We start from the raw sequence: 22,242 nt of genomic DNA, 5'->3' as shown, positions 1-22,242 counted from the left end.
GATTGTAAGTGATGAACAGCTCGGAGCCCGGCAGAGTACTGCCGGGCTCCGAGCCCACCCCCCCGTGTAGATCTACTGAGGAGCCAGGATGACAGGAGCAGAACACCCCGCACCACGGGGGAGCTCGCGCACCATGACGACCTTGGGTTCCGGGTCGCGAAACACCGTCTCGGTCAGTGCGATATCAGCACCGAGGAGCAGGGCTCCCGTTGCGAACCCGATGACCACTGACCCGCGCATGCGTCCCGGGTTGAACCACTTTCCGAAGGCGCCGCTCTCACCGCTCTCACCGCTCTTCAAAATCCGCCTGCCTGAGTTGAGGAGTGATGTTCTCACTCGTAGAACGACGGCAGAAAAGAGTTCGGACAGACCCCGGCCGCGGACGCCGCGCTCGCGCCGGCCCGCGTTCTCGGGACCGGCTAGTCGGCGGCGACCGCGCGCAGGATGTCCAGGCGGGCCGCGCGCCGCGCCGGACGCCAGCCCGCGAGGACACCCGCCGCCACGCCCACCAGGGCGACGACGGCGAGTTGCAGCGGCGGGACGGCGAACGCGAACGCACTGTCGCTCGCCCCGTCCGAGGCCTTCACCAGTACCCACCCGAGGACTCCGCCCAGCGCCAGACCGCCGGCCGTGCCGAACGCGGCGACCAGGACCGACTCCCAGCGGACCATGGCCCGCAGCTGCGCCCTGGTCTGGCCCACCGCCCGGAGCAGCCCCAGTTCGCGGGTGCGCTCGTGGACGGCGAGGGTCAGCGTGTTGGCGATGCCCAGCAGGGCGATCAGCACGGCGAGGGCGAGCAGCGCGTAGACGAGCGTGAGCATCATGTCGATGCCGCCTGCCGCCGACTGCGCGTACGCGTCGCGCGTCTGCACCTCGGGCCCCCCGTACAGCGCGGCCGTCTTCTCGACCGCCGCCACACCGGCCGCCGCCGACACCCCGTCCTTGAAGGTGACGGTCACCAGCGAGTCCGTGTCCTGCGCCCGGTGCGGCGCCCAGGCCGCCCGCGTGATGACGTAGTCGCCGGCCAGCTCCGACCGCTCGTACACCGCGCGGACCGTGAAGGGCTGCTTCTGCCCGTCGGTGAAGGCGAGTTCGACCGTGCTGCCGGGCCGCCACCCGTTCCGCGAGGCCTCCTTCGCGGACACCGCGATCCCGTCCGGTCCCAGCGCGTCGAGCCCTCCCGACACCGCGCCCAGGTCGAGGCCGACCGCGAGCGCCGCCGGGTCGGTGACGGTCAGCGCCCGCCCCGAGCCGTCGACCTCCGCGACCCCCTTGCCCAGGCCCACCGCGCCCGCCACCTCGGGCAGCGCCGCGACCGCCGGTGCCAGCTGCGGGCTCAGGCCGCTACCGCCCGCCCCGAAGGACGGGGCGCTGATGGCCACGTCACCGGCGAAGGAACGCGACACGGTCCGGTCCATGGTCGCCTTCAGTGACGAGCCGAAGACGGTGAACAGGGAGACGACGGCGACGCCGATCATCAGCGCGGTCGCCGTGGACGCCGTCCGCTTCGGACTGCGCCGCGCGTTGCGCGCCGCCAGGGCGCCGGTCACCCCGCGCACCCGCTCCAGCGGCCGGCCGAGCATCCGCACGGCGGACGAGGACGCCACCGGACCCAGGACGACGAACGAGGCCGTCGCCAGCACCGCGCCCGCCCCGGACAGCCACAGCGACAGCGACGGTACGGCGAGCACCCCGGTCAGGATCACGCCGATGCCGGCCGCGCCCAGCGCCACGCCGGAGACCGTACGGGACCGCGAGGCCCCCGACTGGTCCACCGCGCTGTCGAGCAGCGCGGCCAGCGGCGCCGTGCGCCCGGCCCGTACGGCCGGCAGCACGGCCGACCCGAGGCAGACGACGAGCCCCACGGCGAGGGGAACCAGCATCGACAGTCCGCTGATCACCAAGTCGCCTTCGGGGAAGGGGAATCCGATGGCCGGGAAGAGCGCCTGGAGCCCCGCGGCGAAGCCGACGCCGCCGAGCAGCCCGGCTGCCGAGGCGATGAACGCGACGGCGGCGGCCTCGGCCAGCGTGCCGCCGACGACCTGGCGCCGGGAGGCGCCCAGGGCGCGCAACAGGGCGTTCTCGCGAGTGCGCTGGGCGACGACGATCGCGAAGGTGTTGTAGATGCTGAAGGTGGCGACGAGCAGGGCGATGCCCGAGAAGACGAGCAGCATGGTGGTGAAGAGGGTCAGGAACTGACCGGAGACCATGTCGGTGTTCTCCCGGGCCGATTCCTGTCCGGTGATCGCCTCGACCCCCTGCGGCAGCACCGCGGTGAGCGCCTCCACCAGCTCGCCCTGGCTCGTTCCCGGACCGGCGCGCACCTGGATGGACCCCGCCTGACCGGGCGCCGGCGTCAGGTACTTCTCCGCGTCCGCCTGGGTCATCCCCGTGTACGTGACCTGCGCCATGCCGTCCGCGCCGCCGAAGGTGGCCAGTCCGACGACCGTCACCGGGACCGGGTCGGGCGTACGCAGCACCGTCGTGTCGCCGAGTTTCAGCCCGCCCTTCTCCGCGGTGGCCCGGTTGACGACGACCTCCCCGGTCCGCTCCGGCGCCCGGCCCTCCGCGAGCCGGTACGGATTGAGTTCCGGGTCCGCGATCCAGTTCCCGGCGAGCGTGGGCGGCCCCTGGCCGCTGATCGGTTCGCCGTCGGAGCCGACGAGCTGCCCCGCGCCCTGGACGGCGGGGGCGGCGGCGGCCACGCCCGGGGTGCGCCGGATCTCCTCCACGAGCGAGGTCGGTACGGGCTGCCGGGTGCCCTGGGCCGTGCCCGGGACGGTCACGACACGGGAGCTGCGGACCACCGCGTCGGTACCGCTCGTCGCGCCGGCGAACATGCCGTCGAAGCTCGCGCGGAGGGTGTCGCCCATGACGAGCGTCCCGGCGAGGAAGGCGACACCGAGCAGCACGGCCGTGAAGGTCCCGGCGAACCGCCGCTTGTGGGCGCGCAGCGAGGCCGTGCTGAGCCGCAGCACGGTGCGGGCACCGCTCGTGCTCATGACTCCTCCCTCAGGGCGGCCGCCGCCGTCAGCGGGCGGGGGTCGAAAGACTTGAGCCGGTCCAGGACGCGGTCCGCGGTGGGGCCCGCCATCCGGTCGACCAGCCGCCCGTCGGCGAGGAAGACGACCTCGTCGGCGTGGGCGGCGGCCACCGGGTCGTGGGTGACCATGACGACCGTACGGTTCATCTCGCGCACCGCCCGGCCCAGCAGCCCGAGCACCTCCTCACCCGAACGGGAGTCGAGGTTGCCGGTCGGCTCGTCGGCGAACACCACATCGGGGCTGCCGGCGAGTGCGCGGGCCACGGCGACGCGCTGCTGCTGGCCGCCGGAGAGCTCGGCCGGCCGGTGGTGCAGCCGGTCGCGCAGTCCGACGACGTCGATGAGGCTGTCGAGCCAGGCACCGTCCGCGCGGCCGCCCGCGAGGTCCTGGGGGAGCGTGATGTTCTCGGCGACGGTGAGGGTGGGAATCAGGTTGAAGGCCTGGAAGACGAAGCCGACGCGCTCACGGCGCAGCAGGGTGAGCCTCCGGTCGTCGAGCGCGCTGAGGTTCGTACCGCCGATGGAGGCGGATCCGGAGGTGAGGGTGTCGAGACCGGCGGCGCAGTGCATCAGGGTGGACTTGCCGGAACCGGACGGTCCCATGATCGCGGTGAAGCGGCCGGCCGGGAAGTCGACGCTCACCCCGTCCAGGGCCCGTACCTCGGTGTCGCCCCGGCCGTAGACCTTCACGGCATCGACGACCCGGGCGGCGGCGGTCCTCATGCCACACCGCCCTTGGCGGAGCGGCCGAACTGCTCGTCCAGGACGGACAGCCGCCGCCAGTACTCGTCTTCGTCGATGTCGCCGGAGGCGAAGCGCCGGCCGAGGATCGAGATCGGGGAGTGCTGGCCGTAGGGAGCGCCACGGCCCTGCCACGGTGCCCGGCGGCCGCGCCACACGGTGCGCCGCAGCACGGTGACGGCGCCGACCACCACGGCCGCCCAGACCAGCGGGAAGAACAGGATCCACGGGCCGGGCCCGTCGTGCGCGAGGGTGGTCAGGGTGTTCATATCGGTTCAACTCCTCGGAAGCGTGGACGTGTGCGTCACACTCCGAGACTGGCGCCGGGAGGGGGTCCGGGTCGTCGTACGGCCGGCTGCACCGCGCGTACCACCGGGGGAGTACGAGGGCCGGGTTGGGGGCGGTCAGCCGAGCCAGCCGGGCCGGACCAGCCCCGACTCGTAGGCCAGGACGACCAGCTGGGCGCGGTCACGGGCGCCGAGCTTCACCATCGTCCGGCTGACGTGGGTCTTCGCGGTGAGCGGGCTGACGACCAGGCGGCGGGCGATCTCCTCATTGGACAGGCCCAGGCCCACCAGCGCCATCACCTCGCGCTCCCGCTCCGTGAGCCGCTCCAGGCCAAGGCCCGCGCCGTCGGCGGCGGGCTGCTTGGAGCGGGCCGCGAACTCCGCGATCAGGCGGCGCGTGACACCGGGGGACAGCAGCGCGTCGCCCTCCACCACCGCCCGGACCGCCCGCAGCAGTTCCTCCGGTTCGGTGTCCTTCACCAGGAAGCCCGAGGCGCCGGACCGGAGCGCCTCGAAGACGTACTCGTCGAGCTCGAAGGTGGTGAGCATGACCACCCGGACGTCTGCCAGCGCCGCGTCCTCGGTGATCCGCCGGGTGGCGGCGAGCCCGTCGCACACCGGCATCCGGATGTCCATGAGGACCACGTCCGGACGCAGCGCGCGCACGAGGCGGACGGCCTCGTCGCCGTCGGCGGCCTCCCCCGCCACCTCGATGTCCTGCTGCGCGTCGAGCAGGGCCCGGAACCCCGCCCGGACGAGGAGCTGGTCGTCGGCGAGCACCACACGGATCACGGATCCTCCTGGGACGAGGCGGCCTTCAGCGGGATCCTGGCAACCACGCGGAAGCCGCCGTCGGGGCGCGGCCCGGCCTCGATGGTGCCACCGAGGGCCGCGGCCCGCTCGCGCATGCCCACGAGACCGGTGCCGCTGCCGCCCGCCGGATCGCCCGTGGCCGGCCCGTCGTCGTCCACGCGCAACTCCAGGACGCGGGGCTGCCAGGAGAGGTGAATGCGGGCGGAGCGTGAACCGGAATGCCGCACGACGTTGGTCAGCGCCTCCTGCAGGATGCGGAAGGCGGCGAGGTCCGCCCCGGGCGCCAGCGCCCGCGCGTCCCCGCCGGTCGCGATGTCGACGGTCAGCCCGGCCGAGACCGCCTGCTCGGCGAGCTCGGGGAGCCGGTCGAGACCGGGCGCGGGCGAGCGCGGCGCGTCGCCGGGACTGCGCAGGGTGTCGAGGACCTGCCGGACCTCGCCCAACGCCTCCTTGCTGGCCGCCTTGATGGTGGTCAGCGCCGAACGGGCCTGCTCGGGGTCGGAGTCGAGCAGGGCCAGCCCCACTCCCGCCTGGACGTTGATCACCGAGATGCTGTGCGCGAGGACGTCGTGCAGTTCGCGGGCGATGCGCAGCCGCTCCTCGTTCACCCGGCGGCTCTCCGCCGCCGACCGCTCGGCCCGGGCGAGGGCCCACTGCTCCCGGCGTATGCGGACCAGCTCGGAGACGGCCAGGATGGCGAGCACCCACGCGGTGACGACCATTTCCTGCGCCCAGGGCGCCGGGCCGTCCCCGGCGGGCGGGAGCCGGCGGTAGAGCCAGTGGCCGATGAGCAGGTGGCCGACCCACAGCAGCCCGACGGCCCCCCAGGCGGCTCTGCGGCGTCCGGCGACGACGGCGGCGAAGCAGGCCAGGGCCAGGCTGATGAACACCGGGCCGTACGGGAACCCGGCGCCCATGTACACGAGGGTGACGGCACTGACCCCGTACGCCACGGCCACCGGGTACCGGTGCCGCCACACGAGCAGCAGGGGCCCGAGCAGCAGCAGGAGCCGCGCGAAACCGTCCAGCGCCACCCGCCCGCTCTGCTGCTCCGCGGCCCACCCCGAGCCGACCTGGGCGAAGACGGCCACGAGCAGCGAGGAGCGCCAGGCCGGGCCCCGCCCGGTCCGCTCCACCCATCGCTGCCACGGAGGAACCCCCGGGCGCTCGCGCTGCTCTTCCATGCGTCCACGCTAGGCGTCGCCCAGCCGCTCGTGCGTCACCCCGGCGTAGCGTTTCACAGGTACTCCCCAGGTAGTACGGGTACTACGACGCACGGCCGCTGACCTTGGAGGCGGCGCCGTCCACCGCTCCGCGGGACACGGAGCGTCGCCTGCGGCCACGCTTCGTCAGACCCCCAGGGCTTGAGGATCGACAGCGCCACCATGAAGACGTACGAGGTCAGCGAGATCATCGGGCCGAGCAGTACCTCGCCGGCGTCGGCCAGCGGGTGGCCGGCGGTCACGTCGGTGTACGCGTCGACGATGGAGTCGCGGAACCCGAAGAACGTTCCGACGATCATGGCGAGGGTCAGCCAGAACTTCGTGTAGATCCAGCGGTGCCGTGCCAGCCCCCAGCTCGATCCCAGCGCCATCAGGAGCCCGGTCAGCAAGGTGAGCAGGGCGAGGGGGAAGACCACCCAGTCGACGAGGGTCTTCATGGAGCGGACGGAGGCCTCGAGGACCGGTGCGGATTCGGTCGTGGCCGCGGTGATGCCCAGAGCGAGCAGCCCGAGTGCGATCCCCAGCCAGCCGGCGGCTGAGACCACGTGCACAACGAGGGTCGCCCGACGTGCGGGACGCTTGAGTTTCATGCGAACACCGTGCCGTTCAGCAGCTGTTGGGGGCGTCTGCCGGGGGGAGTAGTCGTGCGTACCGGCCTCGGAGTACACGGCGCGGCGAAGGGGACGCCGGCGGCGCGGTCAGGCGAGGTGCGTCAGGGACGGACCGGCGGACGGCGCACCCGCGGGCCGCCGCTCCCGGGCGGCCCGCTCGTCCGCATCCGCCAGCCAGAACAAGACGGGCGGCAAGACCAGCTCGATCACGGTCAGCGCCACCTGGAACCCGTCCGGCCACCCGTGCACCGTCAGGGACAGCAGCCGCCCCAAGCCGCCCAGCAGGAACACCGCGGCGAGCCACCGCACCACGTTCGCGGGGACGGGGGACTGCCGGGCCGCCCACAGCCACGCCAGCCCGTACCCGGCGAAGATCGCCCCGAAGAACCGGCCCAGGCTGTCCAGAGTGGGGCCGGCGTCGGCCTCCCCCGGAATCGCGGCATTGCCGCCCACCACGTGGAACAGCCCGATCGCCGTGCACGCGAGACCCATCACCCATGCGAACACCCGAAGTGCCTTGGCCATGACGCCACCCCATCTACTTGACGCGCGTCTAGTTAATAGCAGGGTAGCCCCCTTAACTAGACGCGTGTCAAGTAGTAATCTGGGTGCATGCCACCCCGCCGACGCCTGCTCCCCGCCGACCGCCGTGCCCAACTGCTCGCCGTCGGCGCCCGGCTCTTCTCCGCCGCCCCCTACGACGACGTGCTGATGGAGGACGTCGCCCGGCAGGCCGACGTATCCCGCGCCCTGCTCTACCAGCACTTCCCGAGCAAGCACGCCCTCTTCGCCGCGGTCTACCAACAGGCGACCGACCGACTGCTGGAGGCGACCACCTTCGACCCCGGCGCCACGCTCGTCGAGCAGCTCTCCCAGGGCCTGGACGCCCACTTCGACTACTTCATCGCCAACCGCCACGCCGTCCTGGCCGCGAACCGGGTACTGGCGGGCGACCCCGTCATCCAGACGATCATGACGGACGAACTCGACGCCCTGCGCTCACGCCTGCTCAGTGGACTCCCGCTCGCCGACACACGCACGCACGCCGCCGTCTCCGCGGCACTGAAGGCCTGGCTCGTGTTCGTCCAAGTCCTGTGCGTGGACTGGCTCACACACGAGACCTGCACCCGCACCGAGCTGCGGGACACCTGCATCGGCGCGGCGGTCGGCGCCCTGCGCCCCCTGTTCGCCGACGACCCCGCCCCGGACTGGACTCCTGACAGCGGGAGAGCCACCTCGGCTCCAGGCCTTACGCCTCGTCGAGGTGGGCACGCTGAGCCGGGGTCAGCTCCAGGCTGACGGCGTCCAGGGCCTCGTCGAGCTGGGCGACGGTCGAGGCCCCGACGACGGGCAGCACGGGGAGCTCGCCACCGAGCAGCCAGGCGAGGACGACTTGGTTCGCGGTCGCGCCGGTCTCGGCGGCCACATCACGCAGCGCGGCCAACTGGGCCGCCGCGCCCGGGTGGTCGAAGCCGCTCGGGAGGGGCTTGGCGGGGTCGGTGTACGCGCCGGCCAGCAGCGAGGTGTACGCGAGCAGCGTGACCCCGGGTTCGCTGCGGACGTAGTCGAGCAGTTCCGGCGTCGCGTGCTCGCAGGAACCGAAGGTCGCGCCGGGCCGGGGCCGAAGGTAGGTGTACTGCTGCTGCACGCAGCTGTATCCGGCCACCCCTTGCTCGCGGGCCAGCGCACGAGCCCGGTCGATGCGCCAGGTGACCTGGTTGCTCACACCCAACACATCAACCGAACCATCGGATACGAGTCCGCCGAACGCCGCGACCGTCTCCTCCAGCGCCGGCCGACGGTCCTCCATGTGTGCGTACAGGACGTCGAGCCGGTCGGTGCCGAGCCGCTTGAGGCTGCCTTCGACGCCGGCCCGGACGGCTGCCGCCGACAGTCCCTCAGCGGTGCCCGGCCACTCACCGGGGCCGGTCGGCCGGGCGCCGACCTTGCTGGCCAGCACGACCTCGTCCCGGTTGCCACGTGCGGCGAGCCAGCGTCCTATGACCAGCTCGCTCTCGTCGCCGTTCGCGCCGTCGAGCCAGAAGGAGTAGCAGTTGGCGGTGTCGATGAAGGTGCCGCCACGTTCGACGAACCGGTCCAGCAGATCGATCGCCCGCTGCTCGTCGATGCGGGTGCCGAACGGCAGGGTGCCTAGGCAGAGCGTGCTTACCGTGGGGCCGGGTGTGCCGTCCGCGCGCACGCCAAGGGTACGGAAACGCATGGGAGTTCCTCCACGGATACAGAGGGGGGTGGGTGGAAGGAACGGTGCCACCTGGAGCGCGGTCCAGGTCAAACCACTCGGCGGCCCGCTACCGCCGATGGCATGATCCCCGCATGAGCGCACCCACGACCGGCTACCTGACCCCGGCCGAGACGGTTGAACGGTCCGGCTTCAGCCTGGACACCCTGCGGTATTACGAACGCATCGGCCTGCTGGGCGCCGTCCACCGCTCGCACACCGGCCACCGCCGCTTCACCGAGCACGATCTTCAGTGGCTGGCCGTACTGCGCGCCCTGCGCGACACCGGGATGCCGATCGCCGAGATGCAGCGCTTCGCCGGCCTCGTCCGCGACGGCGACGGGACCTTCGCCGAGCGCCTGGCCTTGCTGGAGCAGCACGACGCGCAGGTGGAGCAACGCATCGACCACCTGCGCGGACAGCAGGCCTACGTCCGCGAGAAGATCGCCTTCTACCGCCGGGCAATGAACTGACACCGGCGTAGACGCGGACCAGGATGTCTCCCCCTGACATCCATGACGATCCGGGCGGGCAGCCGTCCCTGGTGCTCAAGAGGGTGGCCGCGCCGTCCCCTGCCGGGGACTGAGGAGGCTTCGCGTGCGCTCCGTGGACCTGTGCGGCCCGTAGGCGGCACCCCAGTACGTCTCGGGTGGTACCGGCCGTGCGGCGCCCCGTGTGATACCCGGCGGCTTTTCTTCAGTGGTTCGGCGTGTGGGCTGCAGTTGGGGACGCTGGTCTCACTTACGGGGCTTCGGTTGGGTTGGTCAGGTTGTGCCAGGCGTGTGTGCAGGTGCCTTGGCAGTGGGTCTGTCTGCGTCTGGTGTCGGCCACGGCGAATACGGAGACGAGTACGCGGAAGGCTTTGATGTGTTCGTCGGCGGGGAGGCGTGAGAAGCCGTAGCGGGGTGGGTCCATGCAGATCATGACTGCGGGGTTGGCGGTGGGTTTCACCCCTGACCGTGCGACGCCGGTGCGGCCGTCTGCGGCCGTGATGTGGGCCTGCATTGCGTACAGGCCGGCCTCGTGCAGTACTTCCTGCCGGCGGGCTGGCGACAGGCTGGTGAACCAGGCGACCCCGTCGTCGAGGGTGAGGAGTTCTTGAGCGATCCCGTTGACGACTCGCTCGGTCCCGCGCCAGTAGGAGGGGTCGTCCACACTGCTCGATCCGGTCATCGTTTGATCATTCCACGATGGTGGTTCAGGGCGAGGGCGGTTGTCGTTGGTCAGTGTGCGTTCTCGTTCATGTTGCGGTGTGGCCGTTGACGGGCTGTCTCTTTGACCTGTGATGCTGCGGGTCGATGAGGCGGTCGGTGATGGGTTGTTTCCGGTGTCGGAGGGGTCTTGAACTGCGGTGCCGCAAGTTGGATGAGGGTCCCGCAAGTGTATTGAGAATTGCGGTGGGCGTTTGGGGCTGTCGGCGGGCAAGCGGGAAGCTGTGTGTCTGGTAATCCGTGCCGGGCCGGTTGCTCCGACGTCAGGCTTGTTCTGCCTGAGGCAGGTCGAGGTAGCGGGCGGCGTCGTGGAGGACCTCGGGGGTGAGGGCTTCTGTGCCGTCGAGGATGGCGAGTTGGGCGGCCATGCCGATCAGCGGCGTGAGGTGCTCCATGAGCCCGTCCGTGATCTGGTAGAGCTTCTTCTGGTGGTCCAGGAGGCTGTCCGGTTTGTGATGCCGCAGCCGGAGCCTGCCATCCAGCGCGGCCAGGGTGCTGACCCATTCGTCGGGGTGTTCCTTGCAGCGGGGTGGGAGCCGGTTGACCCAGAGGGTGGGGACCGATCGAGGCCGGATCGACGCCGTGGATTCTGTGGGTCGGCGCAGCGCGGGGAAGCGGGCGGCGCGGGCTTCGCGGAGGATGTCGCTGGAGCCGATGCCGCTCCAGAAGACGGTCAGGCCCAGTTCGTCGGTGAGGTAGTCGAAGAAGTCGAAGGTCGGCTGCAGGTCCTCGGGCCGCAGCCGGTCGATGCCGTCGACCAGGCAGACCTCCGTGCGGGCGTGGCGCATCACGTGGACGGCGGGGCCGGTGAAGTCCTTCATGCGCTGTACGGGGCGTTGCTCGGTGTCGGGGCGGTACAGGTCCCAGCCGACGAACAGGGCCAGGGCCGCGGACCAGTCGGCGGGTGAGCCCTGTTCGGGCGGGGCGTTGACGCAGACGACGGGGATGCGGTTGTCGTCGATGCCGTGGAGCTTTTCGCGGCGTCCCTGGTGGGCCATGCCGATGTAGTGGAGCAGGGTGCGTTTGCCGGTGCCGCGGCAGTCGCTGTCGATGGCGATGTGGGGGCAGGGGTGGCGGCGTTCACCGTTGAGGCGCAGCAGGCGTCGTGCGGTTTTCAGGCCTGTGGTGATGTCGGTGGTTTCGATGAGGCCGAGCTGGGCGTGGTAGCGCACCCGTGGGTCGTCCTCATCGACTGGGGCGGAGTCGCCGGCCGGCGGGATCGGGGGAGGGGAGGGCTGGAGCCGCACGCGTGCTCGCCAGCCGTGCAGGGTGGTCGGCGGTCCGGGAGAAGCGATCGGTGCCGGCGCCGGAGGCGGGACGCTTGGAGCGTCACGTGCGGGAGTTCTCAACGGTCGTCTCCGTGCTGTGCACTGTCCGGTTCATCGTCGGGCTGAGCGCCGGGCGGGGGAGCGGCAGGGCCGTTGTCGGCCCCGGAGGTGCTCTCCGGGCGGGGCATGGCGTCGGCGTCGCCCACGGGCTCGGGATCGGTGGGGGAGAGCGGGGAGAGGCCGGGCAGGGATGCCAGGAACTCCTCAAGGCTCTGGCCCGCGCCCCGCACGGGTTCGGACGTGTCGAAGAGGTCTGCGGCCGGGCGGTCGAGGGACCGGAACGGGCGGACGGAGTCCGGGTCCAGAGGCGGCATGTCGTCGTCGTAGGGCTCGGCCGGCGCCGGTAGTGCCGGACGGGACGGCACGACCGCGCGGGGAGCCGGCCCGGTGGCGGCGGGCGGGGGACCGGCGGTGGCGGTGCGCAGCAGCTGGGCGGTGGCGCGGGTGATGGCGGCCTCGTCGTGGCGGTTGCCGCCGGCGGCGAGGTGGATGTTCAGTGCCGCGGCCCAGGTCTCCTCGGTCCACCGGTCGCTGAGTAGCCGGCGGTGGATGAAGGGCACTTCGATCCACGGGTCGGTGCCGGGTTCGGCCCGGTGGTTGAACAGCCAGGCGACTTCGGGGTGGTCGGGGGAGTAGTGGACCTCCCAGCGGCCTTGCTGGGCTGTGATCCCGGAGGGCCCGCGGCACGGGTCCAGTTTTCCCCGGCCGAGGTTGTAGGTGCGGTTGTTGATCTGGAAGCCCTTGCGGCTGACCCGTACCCATACCGCCGGCAGCAGTTTGCGGTTCTCCTGCGGGGTCAGGGCGGTGGACCGGTAGCCGCGCAGGGACACCAGGGCCGCGTACATCTGGTTGGGCGTCAGACGCAGCCCGGGGGTGAAGGGGGAACGGAGCGCTCCGTGTGGGGTTTGCTGCCAGCGCAGGACCACCCACTGCTCGAACAGGTCCTGGAGCTGGGGGATCGTCCACAGCGGCTGCTTGCGAACTTGTTTGCCGCGCAGGTCCAGGCGGTGGTGGGTGTAGGTGGCCAGGTGCTGGCTGAAGCCGGTCTTCACCGCCCGCATGGCACGCTCCACGATGGCCTTGTCGACAGCGGTGCGCAGCCGTGCCTCGCGTACCTCGATGCCCAGGGAGTGGCAGGCGCGGGTGAAGTCCGCCGAGATGTATGGGGAGCCGTGGTCGATGACGAGGGTCTCGGGCTTGATGACGGGCCGGGCGGCGGCGCCGGCGAAGCGGGGGTCGGCGGCCAGGAGGTCCTCGAAGGGAAGGTCGGATCCTTCCGCGAAGGTTTCCGGGGCCCAGCCGGGCCGTGCGGGCAGCGGGGCCGTGGTCTGGGCGACGACCTGCATGGTGTCGAAGGAGCGGGTTGCCCGCCCGGCGAGCCACCGGCCACCCCCACCGGTCCGGCCGGTCCGCTTGGGCACGATCAGTGATCCGACGATGCTGCGGGTGGCCACATCGATCGCGATCGTGAGCTCAACGGAGATGACCGGCCCGTCGTCCCCCAGGACGAGGACGTCCAGCCCCGTGGTGTCGATCTGCACCAGGTCCCCGGGCCAGCGGGCCCAGGTCGCCCGCCGGGATCCGGCCGGCTCTGCCGAGATGGCGGATCCGGCCGCGCGGCGGGCAGCGGCGGTATGCGCGTTCTGCGGGGTGATCCCCAGCCGCTCCAGCAGCCGGTAGAACGTCGCCGGACTGTTCACCAGCCCCCGGGCGGTGTCCGGGGCGGCGAGCAGGTGTGCGTAGCGGGCCCGAACCGTCTGCTCCACCCGGTCGATCAGCCTGGACAGGGTTCCCGGTGACAGGCCCCGCTCGCGCTCGTCGTCCAGGACCTCCCACACGATGTCGATCACCCGCGGATCGACGCGTCCATGAGGGGCTGCGGCGCGCAGGTGTCGTTTGTCGACCAGGCCCATCAGGCCTTCTTTACGCCAGGCCGCGCACTTTCGTTCGACGGTGGCCGCGGAAACAGGGACTCCGGCCTGGGTGAGCTGTGCGGCCTTGGCCTGGTACCGCTGGCGCAGGGTGCGGCGCTGCGGGTCGAAGGCTGGCCCCGGCGCGGTGGTGGCGGGAACGTTCGGGGCCTGCTCGTGCAGTACCTCTTTGACATGCCGCTCCCACTTCTCGGCGGCCTTGCGCACGTCGCGCGGCAGGGCACTGAACTCACCGGCGCGCCCGGGCAGCGTGCTGCGCGGCGCCGCGCGGTCCAGTACGGCGAAGTCGGGGGCGGAGGTCACTGCCGTCTGCAGGATGATCAGTGGCTCTACCGGCTCTACCGGTTGCACCAATTCCACTGGTTGTGCGGCGTCGAGGAAGAGGCGCGGTCCGTGGAAGGCGGTGACCACCCACAGGGCACTGCGGAAGCGGATGGTGTCCCCCAGAGCGAGGGTGTCGGCAGCGGCAGGCGCTGCTGCGCCTGCGGCGTGCCGAGGTGCCGCGGTCATGCGACCTCTCCCGGGTGGGCCCATGCCGTCGACGACGGGGTGAGCGGGGTGCTCATGTCGGTGTGTAGGCGTCGCGCCCAGATCAGGTGATAGGCGAGGTCCAGCCCCGACAGTGGGGGCAGGGCGGCGCCGCGCACCCCGGAGCGGATGGTGCGCGGCGAGGTGAACTGCTTGGCCAGCAATTGGTCCTGCCCGGTGGTGAGCCATCGTGGACTGCGGGCGGCGTAGAGGAGTTGCAGGTTGTCCAGGGCCACCCCGGCGGGTGCCACCAGCATCCGGATCTGCCAGCCGGCTGCTGTCGCCGCCACGGCCAGCACTTCCTGCTCGGACCTCCACCGGTCGGTGAGTTCCTCCGGCTGTACGCAGATCACCTCGCGCCGTCCCGCCCGGGAGGCGACGAACGCCGGCCGCACACTGTGGCGGCGTCCTTGGCGGCTCCAATGCAGCTCCATAGGCCCGGCGCTGCGCAGCCCCACCGTCGGGTCGCGGTCCAGGAGTATGGCGCAGTGCTGCTGCCGCAGCGATCCGCACGCCAGGGACTGGTCGGTGGCGGATGCCCATGCGTTGGTGACGAACGACTTCCGTCCCGGGTAGGGGACCGGTCGGTCCAGCGGTGCCAGCGCCTCGAACGGCACCTCGGCGGCCTCGGCCACCGCGAGCTCGCGCCGCCGGCCGAACCGGTCGAGGTAGCGGACGACAATGTCGCCCGCGGTCACCTGGGTCTCCGGCATGTCCGCCACCCCCTTCAACGGTGCCGCGGGCCGCGCGGTGCGCGGGCGCGCCCGCTCCAGCGTCCGCGCACCGCAGTGGCGGACGCGGCCACTTGCAGCTCTTCCCACCGAACGGAGGAAGCGTGCGGACGTGCGTGTGAATCACGGGGTGTGTCACCGGGGAGGAACTTCATACGGCGGTGAACGGATCACTCCAGTCCCAGGGCAGACAGCAGCCCCCGGGGGAAACCGGGTTCTCCTCGCCGTAATGGATCAGTGCTGTGACCGGCTGCCGACCACGACGGCGGCCCATGCCCTCGCCTTCCCCCGTGGCCGGTGCGCACTTGTGGTGCCGGGCGAGCCACTCGGCCACCGGAACCTGCCATCTGCCCGGTGGCAATACGAGCTCACTCGCCAGCCGGGACAGCTTCGCCACCAGTCCGGCCTCGGCCGACGGCCAGGGCCCACCGGGCTGGGCGGCTCGCTGCTGTTCGTAACGCAGCAGTGCCCTGGCCACCCGCAGCGCTTCCGGATACACCAGCAGCCACGCCGTCTCGACGTTCCCGGGCTCCAGCCCGCCACGACCGGCCCGGTCCGTCCACCGGCCGGCCTCAGGGGCGCGGCGCCACCACCATCCGGTGACGGCGAAGGCATCCGCGACCAACGCGGCCCCGGCCGGCCCGTACCGCCGCTCGAGCCGGCCCCGCCGACGGTGCGCGTCGACCACCTCAGGCAGCCGGGCCAAGTCCACGCCGCCCGGTGCGGCCTGGCGTACGTGGGTGAACCGGCCGTGCCGATCGCAGATCTTCCACCGTTCTGGCCAGATGAGCCAGATCTCGCCCCTGTCCCCGCCCCGTGCTGCCGCGCACAGTCCGCAGGCCGGCACCAGATAGTGCGCGGGCGGCTGCCACGGCCACTCCCACCGCGCCCGGTCACCGGGCAGTAGATGGGATTCGCGCAGATGCGGCAGGGCCCACCGCAGCCGCGCGGACGGCACGGCCAGCATCTGCGCGAGCCGGTCCGCGGCCGCGCTGCTCAGGAACACCTCGGCCAGATGCGGCTGCAGAGCCTGTTGCCCCGGCGGCCTGTCACCCAGCTCGCCGAGCAGGAAATCGACCTCCACGCCCTGTACCCCGGCCAACCGCCAGAGGAACGAGCAGTTCGACTCGTACGCCACGAAACGCAACGGACGTGGCGGCAGGCTCCTGCCCCCCACCGCGTCCCCAACCTCCCACCCCCGACCCGAAGCCAACGGATACCCGGTCACCGCGCCACCCCCTGTGCAGACCCCGCCGTCCCGTGGTGCCCGCCTTTGCCCGGCCCCCTGGGCAGCGCGTCGCGCTGTCCGGGCCCGAGAAGCTCCTGGGCCGTGCGGCACTTCGCTCCCTACCACGGTTCGGTCCACCCCCGCCCGAGGGGTTCACTCCCAGGAGTGGCATGGTCCAGGACCCGCGCACCTCTCCGCAGGCCAGCCCGATCGTTCTTCTGAAAGGCCTTGTCATCTGCCCGCGCGAGGAGAGGCTGTCCGGTGCTGCACGACCTGCCTGCCGAACGTTTGCCCAGCACGCTGTGGGCGCGCCAGCGCGCCGCCGCGGACTGCGTCCTCAACGCCTTCGCCATGGGTTACGAACGCCAGCAGGTGATCATGCCGTGCGGCACCGGGAAGACCCACCTCGCCGTCCACATCGCCCACGAACTCACCCCCGCCAGCCGCAGCCTGACCGTGCTGCCCACCCTCCAACTGCTCAACCAGACCGCCCGCGTCTGGTACACCTCCGGCCGCCCGGGCCACTACCTCGGCGTGTGCTCCGACACGCAGACCAGCGAACACGTCCTTAACGGCGTGCTCACCATGACCAGCGACCCCGCCCACCTGGCCGCCGCCGTGCGCACCGCCGACGGGCCCGTCAGCGTCTTCGCCACCTACGCCTCGCTGCCCAAGCTCGCCGAGGCCCACCGCCGCCACCTACTGCCACGCTGGGACATCGCCGTCATCGACGAGGCCCACCGCACGGCCGGTGCCCGCCGCAAGCCCTGGGCCGTCATCCACGACAACGACGCCATCCCCGCCCGCCACCGCCTCTACCTCACCGCCACACCCCGCATCTGGGACGTGAACCGAGGCATCATCACCGAGCCGATCGCCTCCATGGACGACACCCGCCTCTACGGCCCCGTCGCCTACCGCTACTCGCTGGCCGAGGCCATCCACGAGGGACGGCTCGCCGACTACCGCATCGCCGCCCCCGAGATCCACCACCCGCAGCTGCACGCCCTTTTGACCGGCCGCGACGGCGCCAGCCGTACCCCGCAGGCCGACGCCATGCGCGTCGCGGCAGCCCAACTGGCCCTCCTCAAAGCCCGCGAAGACCACGGCATCCGCCGCACGGTCGTCTTCAGCAGCAGCATCGCCGCGAGCGACGCCTTCGCCGACACCCTGCCCGAGACCGCCGCCGCCCTACCCGCAGGCCATGCCGACGACCTGTGGGTCGCCAGCATCCACTCCGGCCACGGCCGCCGCGAGCGGCGCCAGCGCCTGGACCGCTTCGGCCAGCCCCCACGCGACCAGCGCCAGAACACGCCGACGGAGCTGAGCGTGCTGTGCACCGTGCGCCTGTGCATCGAAGGCGTCGACTTCCCGCTGGCCGACTCCGTCCTGTTCGCCGAACCCAAGCAGAGCACCATCGACATCGTCCAGGCGATCGGCCGCGCGCTGCGTATCGGCCCGGGCATGAACAAGATCGCCACCCTCGTCATCCCCGTGCTTTTCGGCCCCGGACAGCGCGCCGAGGACGCATTGTTCGGCACCCCCTACCACCTGCTGCACCAGGTCATGATCGCGCTCAAGGCGTACGACGAGCACTACTTCCACCGCCTCCCGATCGGCGGCACTCTGCTGGGGCCGCCGGTTCCGGCCGCCGCTGTCCGCCCGGCCCGCGCCGTGGAGATCGCCCCGCACCTGATGCTGAGGGTCATGGAGCCGGAGCCCGACATCTGGGAGGCGGGGATGGCCTGTGCGCAGGCCTTCTTCGACACCCACGGCCATCTGAACGTTCCCAGCAACCACATCACCGCCGACGCCTTCCACCTCGGCTGCTGGCTGGGCTACCAGCGAGCCCTGAAGGCCGCCGGGACCCTCTCTGCGGCCCGTGTCGCCGCCCTGGCCACCTGCACCATGCCCTGGGCCCACGCCAAGGACAGCACGGAAACCTTCCTCACCACCGCCCAGGGCTACGCCCGCTCCCACGGCCATCTACTCCCGGAAGCCGCCGAGACCCACCAGGGCCGGCCGCTGGGCAGTTGGCTCGAAGAGCAGCGCCGCCTGGCCGCCGCCGGCACTCTGCCGGCCCCCTACCGGCGCGCCCTGAAAGACATCGACCGCTGGTGGAACCCCGCCTGGCCCCAGGCGTGGCAGCGCATGTGCGCCCGCGCCCGCGCCGCCGGCACACCCCTGTCCCTCTGCCCCGGCCCACTGCCGGCCGACGCCGACGACCTCACCCACTGGCTGGATGAGCAGTTCGACACCTTCCCCGCACTCGCCAAGGGCCAGCAGACCCAACTGGCAGCGCTGCCGCTGCAGCACGACCCGCTGGCCCTCGCGCTACGCGCCCCGGCTGGCCACAAGGACACCACCCACGCCCACGGACTGCGCGCCGCCCGCCGCTTCTACCGCCGCCACCAGCACCTGCACGTCCCCGCCCACTACACCGACCAGGAAGGCGGCACCCGCTTCCCGCTCGGCCGGTGGATCACCGACCAGCGCACCCGGGCCAGCGAAGACCGCCTCACCCGAGAAGAGACCGATTCCCTCCAGGCCCTGGCCATGGAATGGACCCCGGGACTGCAGTGCGACGACACCCCGGCCGCCCTGCCCGGGCCCCGCCCACAGACGATCAGCACCAGCGGCACCAAAGCCCCCGCTCCGCAGCCGCCGCACGAGCACACCCGGCCCGGCCCGGTCTTCCGGATCGCCTGCAGCGCCCCGCCGGCCGGGCTGCCGGACATCCTGTTCCACGGCGGGAGCCGCATACTGCTCACCATGCCCGCCGGGGCGGACAAGACCATGACGGACGCCGTAGCCGTCCACGAGGCCGCAAGCCCCGCCTGCCTGCTCCTCGGCCCCCACACCGCCTACCTCCACCAGGCGGTCAGGACTTGGCGGATGGTCAGCAAGGGGCCGCTCGCCGACCTCAGCATCCGTCCCACCCGCAGCGGCAGGGCAGGCGTCCGGCTGAACGGCGTCGCGGGCGAACTGGCCGCCTGGATGGCACAGCAGCCCCCCGGCGCCCTGGTCGTGGCCCGCCACCTCGACGCCGCCCTCATCGCCCGCAGCCACCGCGACCACCACCTGCCGCCCTGGGAACACCTCGTCGTCGAAGAAGCCCACCGCACCGCCGCCGAAGGCGTCATCACGCCGGACAACCCGCACGCCGCGGTCCACAACGACGACGGCCTCCTCGCCCGCACCTGCCTCTCCCTCACCGCCACCCCGCCCATTCCCCGCGACCTACCCGCCCCCGGCGACCGGCAGGCCCTCGTCATCTGGGACGTCGACATGCCCGCTCAGCCGGTCTTCGGCACCCACCACCCGACCGTGCAACGCCCTGAGCTCGTCGAGACCGGACTGCTCACCCCCTACCAGCTGCTGAGGATTCAGGTCCCCGAAACCCTCGCTCTCCCGCGCTGGCGCGCCCAGGCCGTCGGCGCGGCCCACATCATCGAACAGCACCACCTGCGCCGCGTGGTGGCCGTCCTCGCCGACATGAAGCAGGCCGAAGCCTTGGCCTGCCTACTGGCCGTGCGGATGCTCGACGCGGAGATCCTCGTGCCCCGCCAAGGGCTCCGTGCGCTACCCGCAGCCCCAGCGAGTCATCCCTGCCAGCGCGCGAGTGACCCCGTGGCCCGCGACTCGGGCCAGCTCCTGCGCCGTGCTCACGCCTGCATCACAGAGCTCGGGCACGGCCTGGGCCTCGTCCTTGCGGACCCACGTCCGCAGTGACTTCGGTGATACCGAGATCCGCGGCCACTGCCGCGTACGTCCGTTTCCCGGCAGCGGCGCGATAGAGCGCGACGGCGTCCTTCCTGAACTCCTCCGGATACGGAGACCTGCGTCCCACCTGGACATCCCTCCCTGGACCATCAAGATCCATTGTCAGGGTGTCCACTCCCCGGGGGTCAGCCTCAGGTCGCCCGTGGCCCTCTACCGGGCCAGTCCATGCCGAGGTCGGCGCGCTGCGCCCGTTCCAGCCGTGTTCCCCGCACAGGCAGCCCGATCCATTCGTGTTCGGGGTGCCTGTGCGGGGTTGCGTGGAGTCGGAGGGTGACGCGAGGCAGGCCGTCGGCGCAGGGCCTGCGCCGCGAGGGTGCGCTGGGGAAAGTGGCTGCGCGAAACTCGCTGCTCTGTGTGGGCGGTCGGCTGGAATACTGTCCTGATGAGTAGAGATGCAGAGGTCATCGTGCTGGCGCGTGGGGCGGAGGCCGTGATGGAGCCGCTTACCCACCCGGATGCCGAGAGGGGGTGGCACGAGTGCTTCCGGCGCGTGGACGACAGCATGTTCGGGGGGTGGGGCGATTCGTCCGAACAGTGCTACACCTGGGTCATCCAGTTCGGCAAAGGCGAAAGATGGGCCATGCTGCTGCCGCATCTGGAGTCGTTGCCGTGGCCGGACCCGTGGTCGGTCCAAGTCCTGGTACACGACCAGGACGATGACTGTTTCGGCTTGTGGATGATCAACGATGGCCGGCTGGTGGAAGTATCGCTGCCCCGTACCCGGCGGGTGCCCTTCTCGACCTTCAAGTTCGGTGTGCTCGAACGTACTGACCGTACCGACCGCTGAGGAACCCATGACTGGCGAGTCGGTCGCCGGGGCAGCGGCTACAAGGCGTCTCTCGCACACGCTGCTGGACCCGGCCGGACACCGTCGCACGCCCGGCGAAATGTGACCCGGCCAGCTGCGGTCTCGCGACCAGGCGCCCCGGCGCTCGACGGACACGCGCTCCACCAGTAGGGCGCTGACCTGTGGAAAAAAGATCCCGACGAGGTCATGACACCGCACGACGGTCCAGATCAAGCAAGGCCCCCAAGATCGAAGCCGTTGATCATCCTCAAGGAATGTCTGCCAGAACCTGGCTATCACCGATACGCGGTGCTGCTAAAAGTGAACCAAGCCAGTCACCGAAACCCGTCGGGGCTGGCGCTGCCTGCCCTACGACCGCTGCCCGGGCCCGATGACCGTGAGTCCCACCTGCTCGGCGAGCCAGTGCGCATACGGCTCCCCCGTCTGTCGGCCGTTGAACACTGCGCTGCGGATGTGGACGAGGACGGTGTGGTCGTCGGCCGGTTGGTCGAGGTCGCGGGTGCGGGTGTTGAGGAGGAGTGTCACCTCGGCGTGCTTGGACTCGCTGGCGAATCCCGCCTCGGGCGCGTCCGGCCAGCACAGGCTCGCCCAGCGGATCTCGCCGATGTTCGCGCCGGTCGCTGCCGAGAAGGCGTCCTCGATGCTGCCGACCGGCTGGTCGACCAGCGAGCACTCGACCGGCAGCCGCCCTTCGTACGCGGACAGGTCGGCCGGCAGACCGGGCGCCTGGACGCCGACGACCAGCGCGGGCTGCTCCTCGAACGGCACCCCCTCGAACTCCCCGCATTCCTCCTGCCCCCGGAACCACACCCCGGGCAGCTCTTCCGCCGCCCGCCGTACCTCGGCGACGGAGGGGAGTTCTACGGACACGGAGACCTCGGAGTACTCGCGGCGGCCGAACTCCATGAGGCGGCGCGCGGTGCTCATGGCAAGCGCGAGGTCGGGGGAACGGAAGACGGGATAGGCGACGTCGTTGGACATGCGGTCACTGTGTCACGGTGTTTCACCGCAGGTCATCGCATTTTTCGGCACAGCCGAACGCCCCCTCCCCTCCGGGAGCCAGGTCTGCCCAAGGCCCCACTCGGCGTACCCCGCCCCATGGGCACTTCCCCGTGCGGGGACACCGCGTCCACGAGACCGGCCAGTTCGCGAAGCCCCCCGCCGCGAGCGCACCGTACCCCTACCCCGCCCGGAATCTGAGCGCATGACCCGAACGTCGCGCCCCCTGGGCGCCGGGCCCCGCTCCGCAACTCCCCCCTGCACGGCCCGGGCTGGCCGCCGGCCCCGTCTCGCTGCGGGCTGTGCCGGGTGGGCCTTGTGCTCCGGGTACACGGACGGAGGTTTGGTCCTGTCGCTGATGGCTTGCGCCGTAGTCCTGAACAGCCCGTGGCGGTCGGGCAGCCAGGCAGGGTGTGGGCGTGATGAGCTATCACGACGAGACGTCCTGCATCGTGTCCTACGCCCGTCACGGCACGCTGGATGGGCTGTTGCAGAACGGCCCGGGCTGGGCGCAGCACACACGGTCTGCGCCGGTGGCAGCCGCGCCGTGCGCGTGCGTGTGCGACGGGCTTCACCGGGCTGGAATTGGGATTCCCAGCGCGACACCCGTTAGAAGCCGTTGTCTTACCGGATGTGATCGTTGAGTTTCTGCTGGTCAGCATGGTTTCGGTCGGGTGAGGGATGCTCTCGACGTTCTGTTTCCGCTTGATCGTCGAGGGGTGTGCGGTGGCGTCGATG

General features: G+C 71.4%; 18 protein-coding genes. 4 read left to right on the top strand and 14 right to left on the bottom strand.

Annotated features, from left to right (window positions below; translation table 11 throughout):
* Nucleotides 1–419 precede the first annotated feature (419 nt).
* The 7 genes from AC061S_RS11620 to AC061S_RS11590 form a co-directional block, all read right to left on the bottom strand.
* Nucleotides 420–3,002, bottom strand: coding sequence for an ABC transporter permease (locus AC061S_RS11620; protein WP_478685811.1), 2,583 nt, complete (start codon nucleotides 3,000–3,002; stop codon nucleotides 420–422).
* Nucleotides 2,999–3,766 carry an ABC transporter ATP-binding protein gene (locus AC061S_RS11615; RefSeq protein ID WP_478685810.1) on the bottom strand — a complete coding sequence of 256 codons (768 nt, stop codon included), beginning with the start codon at nucleotides 3,764–3,766 and terminating at the stop codon, nucleotides 2,999–3,001. Before AC061S_RS11615 ends, AC061S_RS11620 begins: the two co-directional genes overlap by 4 nt.
* Nucleotides 3,763–4,053, bottom strand: a complete 291-nt coding sequence (locus AC061S_RS11610; protein WP_478685809.1) for an SHOCT domain-containing protein — start codon at nucleotides 4,051–4,053, stop codon at nucleotides 3,763–3,765. Before AC061S_RS11610 ends, AC061S_RS11615 begins: the two co-directional genes overlap by 4 nt.
* 135 nt (nucleotides 4,054–4,188) lie before the next feature.
* Nucleotides 4,189–4,863 (bottom strand): response regulator transcription factor, encoded by a 675-nt coding sequence (locus tag AC061S_RS11605; protein ID WP_478685808.1) that lies wholly within the window; start codon nucleotides 4,861–4,863, stop codon nucleotides 4,189–4,191.
* Nucleotides 4,860–6,068: a sensor histidine kinase gene (locus AC061S_RS11600; RefSeq protein WP_478685807.1), complete on the bottom strand. Its 1,209-nt coding sequence runs from the start codon at nucleotides 6,066–6,068 to the stop codon at nucleotides 4,860–4,862. Before AC061S_RS11600 ends, AC061S_RS11605 begins: the two co-directional genes overlap by 4 nt.
* Before the next feature lie 53 nt (nucleotides 6,069–6,121).
* Nucleotides 6,122–6,697 (bottom strand): DUF2269 domain-containing protein, encoded by a 576-nt coding sequence (locus AC061S_RS11595; protein ID WP_478685806.1) that lies wholly within the window; start codon nucleotides 6,695–6,697, stop codon nucleotides 6,122–6,124.
* Nucleotides 6,698–6,805: 108 nt separating this feature from the next.
* Nucleotides 6,806–7,243, bottom strand: a complete 438-nt coding sequence (locus AC061S_RS11590) for a DUF4345 domain-containing protein (protein WP_478685805.1) — start codon at nucleotides 7,241–7,243, stop codon at nucleotides 6,806–6,808.
* An 87-nt stretch (nucleotides 7,244–7,330) separates the two neighbouring features.
* Between AC061S_RS11590 and AC061S_RS11585 the strand changes: the two genes are divergently transcribed.
* A complete protein-coding gene (locus AC061S_RS11585; RefSeq protein ID WP_478685804.1) occupies nucleotides 7,331–8,017 on the top strand; it encodes a TetR/AcrR family transcriptional regulator in 687 nt (228 codons plus the stop codon).
* Here AC061S_RS11585 and AC061S_RS11580 read toward each other — a convergent pair.
* On the bottom strand, nucleotides 7,968–8,939 hold the full coding sequence (locus AC061S_RS11580; protein WP_478685803.1) for an aldo/keto reductase: 972 nt from the start codon (nucleotides 8,937–8,939) through the stop codon (nucleotides 7,968–7,970). The genes AC061S_RS11585 and AC061S_RS11580 overlap by 50 nt on opposite strands.
* Before the next feature lie 113 nt (nucleotides 8,940–9,052).
* Between AC061S_RS11580 and AC061S_RS11575 the strand changes: the two genes are divergently transcribed.
* Complete coding sequence (locus tag AC061S_RS11575; protein WP_478685802.1) at nucleotides 9,053–9,430, top strand: MerR family transcriptional regulator; 378 nt, start codon at nucleotides 9,053–9,055, stop codon at nucleotides 9,428–9,430.
* Between the two features lie 268 nt (nucleotides 9,431–9,698).
* On the opposite strand, the gene AC061S_RS11570 is transcribed toward AC061S_RS11575, so the two are convergent.
* The 5 genes from AC061S_RS11570 to AC061S_RS11550 form a co-directional block, all read right to left on the bottom strand.
* Entirely contained in the window at nucleotides 9,699–10,130 is a 432-nt protein-coding gene (locus tag AC061S_RS11570; RefSeq protein WP_478685801.1) for a DUF5958 family protein, read from the bottom strand.
* Between the two features lie 301 nt (nucleotides 10,131–10,431).
* Nucleotides 10,432–11,340, bottom strand: a complete 909-nt coding sequence (locus AC061S_RS11565; RefSeq protein WP_478685800.1) for an ATP-binding protein — start codon at nucleotides 11,338–11,340, stop codon at nucleotides 10,432–10,434.
* A 173-nt stretch (nucleotides 11,341–11,513) separates the two neighbouring features.
* Nucleotides 11,514–13,937, bottom strand: coding sequence for a transposase family protein (locus AC061S_RS11560; protein WP_478685799.1), 2,424 nt, complete (start codon nucleotides 13,935–13,937; stop codon nucleotides 11,514–11,516).
* A complete protein-coding gene (locus tag AC061S_RS11555; RefSeq protein WP_478685798.1) occupies nucleotides 13,934–14,668 on the bottom strand; it encodes a TnsA-like heteromeric transposase endonuclease subunit in 735 nt (244 codons plus the stop codon). The genes AC061S_RS11560 and AC061S_RS11555 overlap by 4 nt, the downstream gene beginning before the upstream one ends.
* 169 nt (nucleotides 14,669–14,837) lie before the next feature.
* Nucleotides 14,838–15,824, bottom strand: a complete 987-nt coding sequence (locus AC061S_RS11550; protein ID WP_478685797.1) for a hypothetical protein — start codon at nucleotides 15,822–15,824, stop codon at nucleotides 14,838–14,840.
* 351 nt (nucleotides 15,825–16,175) lie between these two features.
* Here AC061S_RS11550 and AC061S_RS11545 point away from each other — a divergent pair, with 351 nt between their 5' ends.
* Nucleotides 16,176–19,646, top strand: coding sequence for a Helicase associated domain protein (locus AC061S_RS11545; protein ID WP_478685796.1), 3,471 nt, complete (start codon nucleotides 16,176–16,178; stop codon nucleotides 19,644–19,646).
* Nucleotides 19,647–20,079: 433 nt separating this feature from the next.
* Complete coding sequence (locus tag AC061S_RS11540; protein WP_478685795.1) at nucleotides 20,080–20,484, top strand: hypothetical protein; 405 nt, start codon at nucleotides 20,080–20,082, stop codon at nucleotides 20,482–20,484.
* Nucleotides 20,485–20,853: 369 nt separating this feature from the next.
* On the opposite strand, the gene AC061S_RS11535 is transcribed toward AC061S_RS11540, so the two are convergent.
* Nucleotides 20,854–21,486: a hypothetical protein gene (locus tag AC061S_RS11535; RefSeq protein ID WP_478685794.1), complete on the bottom strand. Its 633-nt coding sequence runs from the start codon at nucleotides 21,484–21,486 to the stop codon at nucleotides 20,854–20,856.
* Nucleotides 21,487–22,242 lie beyond the last annotated feature (756 nt).

The sequence above is a fragment of the Streptomyces sp. CA189 genome, from assembly GCF_056428985.1.
This window is presented reverse-complemented; position numbering and strand designations above follow the sequence as displayed.

Bases quoted from the DNA above. Each gene is read 5' to 3' on its own strand.
- AC061S_RS11585 (WP_478685804.1), top strand. From the start codon at position 7,331: ATGCCACCCCGCCGACGCCTGCTCCCCGCCGACCGCCGTGCCCAACTG.
- AC061S_RS11535 (WP_478685794.1), bottom strand. From the start codon at position 21,486: ATGTCCAACGACGTCGCCTATCCCGTCTTCCGTTCCCCCGACCTCGCG.
- AC061S_RS11555 (WP_478685798.1), bottom strand. From the start codon at position 14,668: ATGCCGGAGACCCAGGTGACCGCGGGCGACATTGTCGTCCGCTACCTC.
- AC061S_RS11580 (WP_478685803.1), bottom strand. From the start codon at position 8,939: ATGCGTTTCCGTACCCTTGGCGTGCGCGCGGACGGCACACCCGGCCCC.
- AC061S_RS11540 (WP_478685795.1), top strand. From the start codon at position 20,080: ATGAGTAGAGATGCAGAGGTCATCGTGCTGGCGCGTGGGGCGGAGGCC.
- AC061S_RS11595 (WP_478685806.1), bottom strand. From the start codon at position 6,697: ATGAAACTCAAGCGTCCCGCACGTCGGGCGACCCTCGTTGTGCACGTG.
- AC061S_RS11590 (WP_478685805.1), bottom strand. From the start codon at position 7,243: ATGGCCAAGGCACTTCGGGTGTTCGCATGGGTGATGGGTCTCGCGTGC.
- AC061S_RS11560 (WP_478685799.1), bottom strand. From the start codon at position 13,937: ATGACCGCGGCACCTCGGCACGCCGCAGGCGCAGCAGCGCCTGCCGCT.
- AC061S_RS11615 (WP_478685810.1), bottom strand. From the start codon at position 3,766: ATGAGGACCGCCGCCGCCCGGGTCGTCGATGCCGTGAAGGTCTACGGC.
- AC061S_RS11620 (WP_478685811.1), bottom strand. From the start codon at position 3,002: ATGAGCACGAGCGGTGCCCGCACCGTGCTGCGGCTCAGCACGGCCTCG.
- AC061S_RS11610 (WP_478685809.1), bottom strand. From the start codon at position 4,053: ATGAACACCCTGACCACCCTCGCGCACGACGGGCCCGGCCCGTGGATC.
- AC061S_RS11575 (WP_478685802.1), top strand. From the start codon at position 9,053: ATGAGCGCACCCACGACCGGCTACCTGACCCCGGCCGAGACGGTTGAA.
- AC061S_RS11600 (WP_478685807.1), bottom strand. From the start codon at position 6,068: ATGGAAGAGCAGCGCGAGCGCCCGGGGGTTCCTCCGTGGCAGCGATGG.
- AC061S_RS11570 (WP_478685801.1), bottom strand. From the start codon at position 10,130: ATGACCGGATCGAGCAGTGTGGACGACCCCTCCTACTGGCGCGGGACC.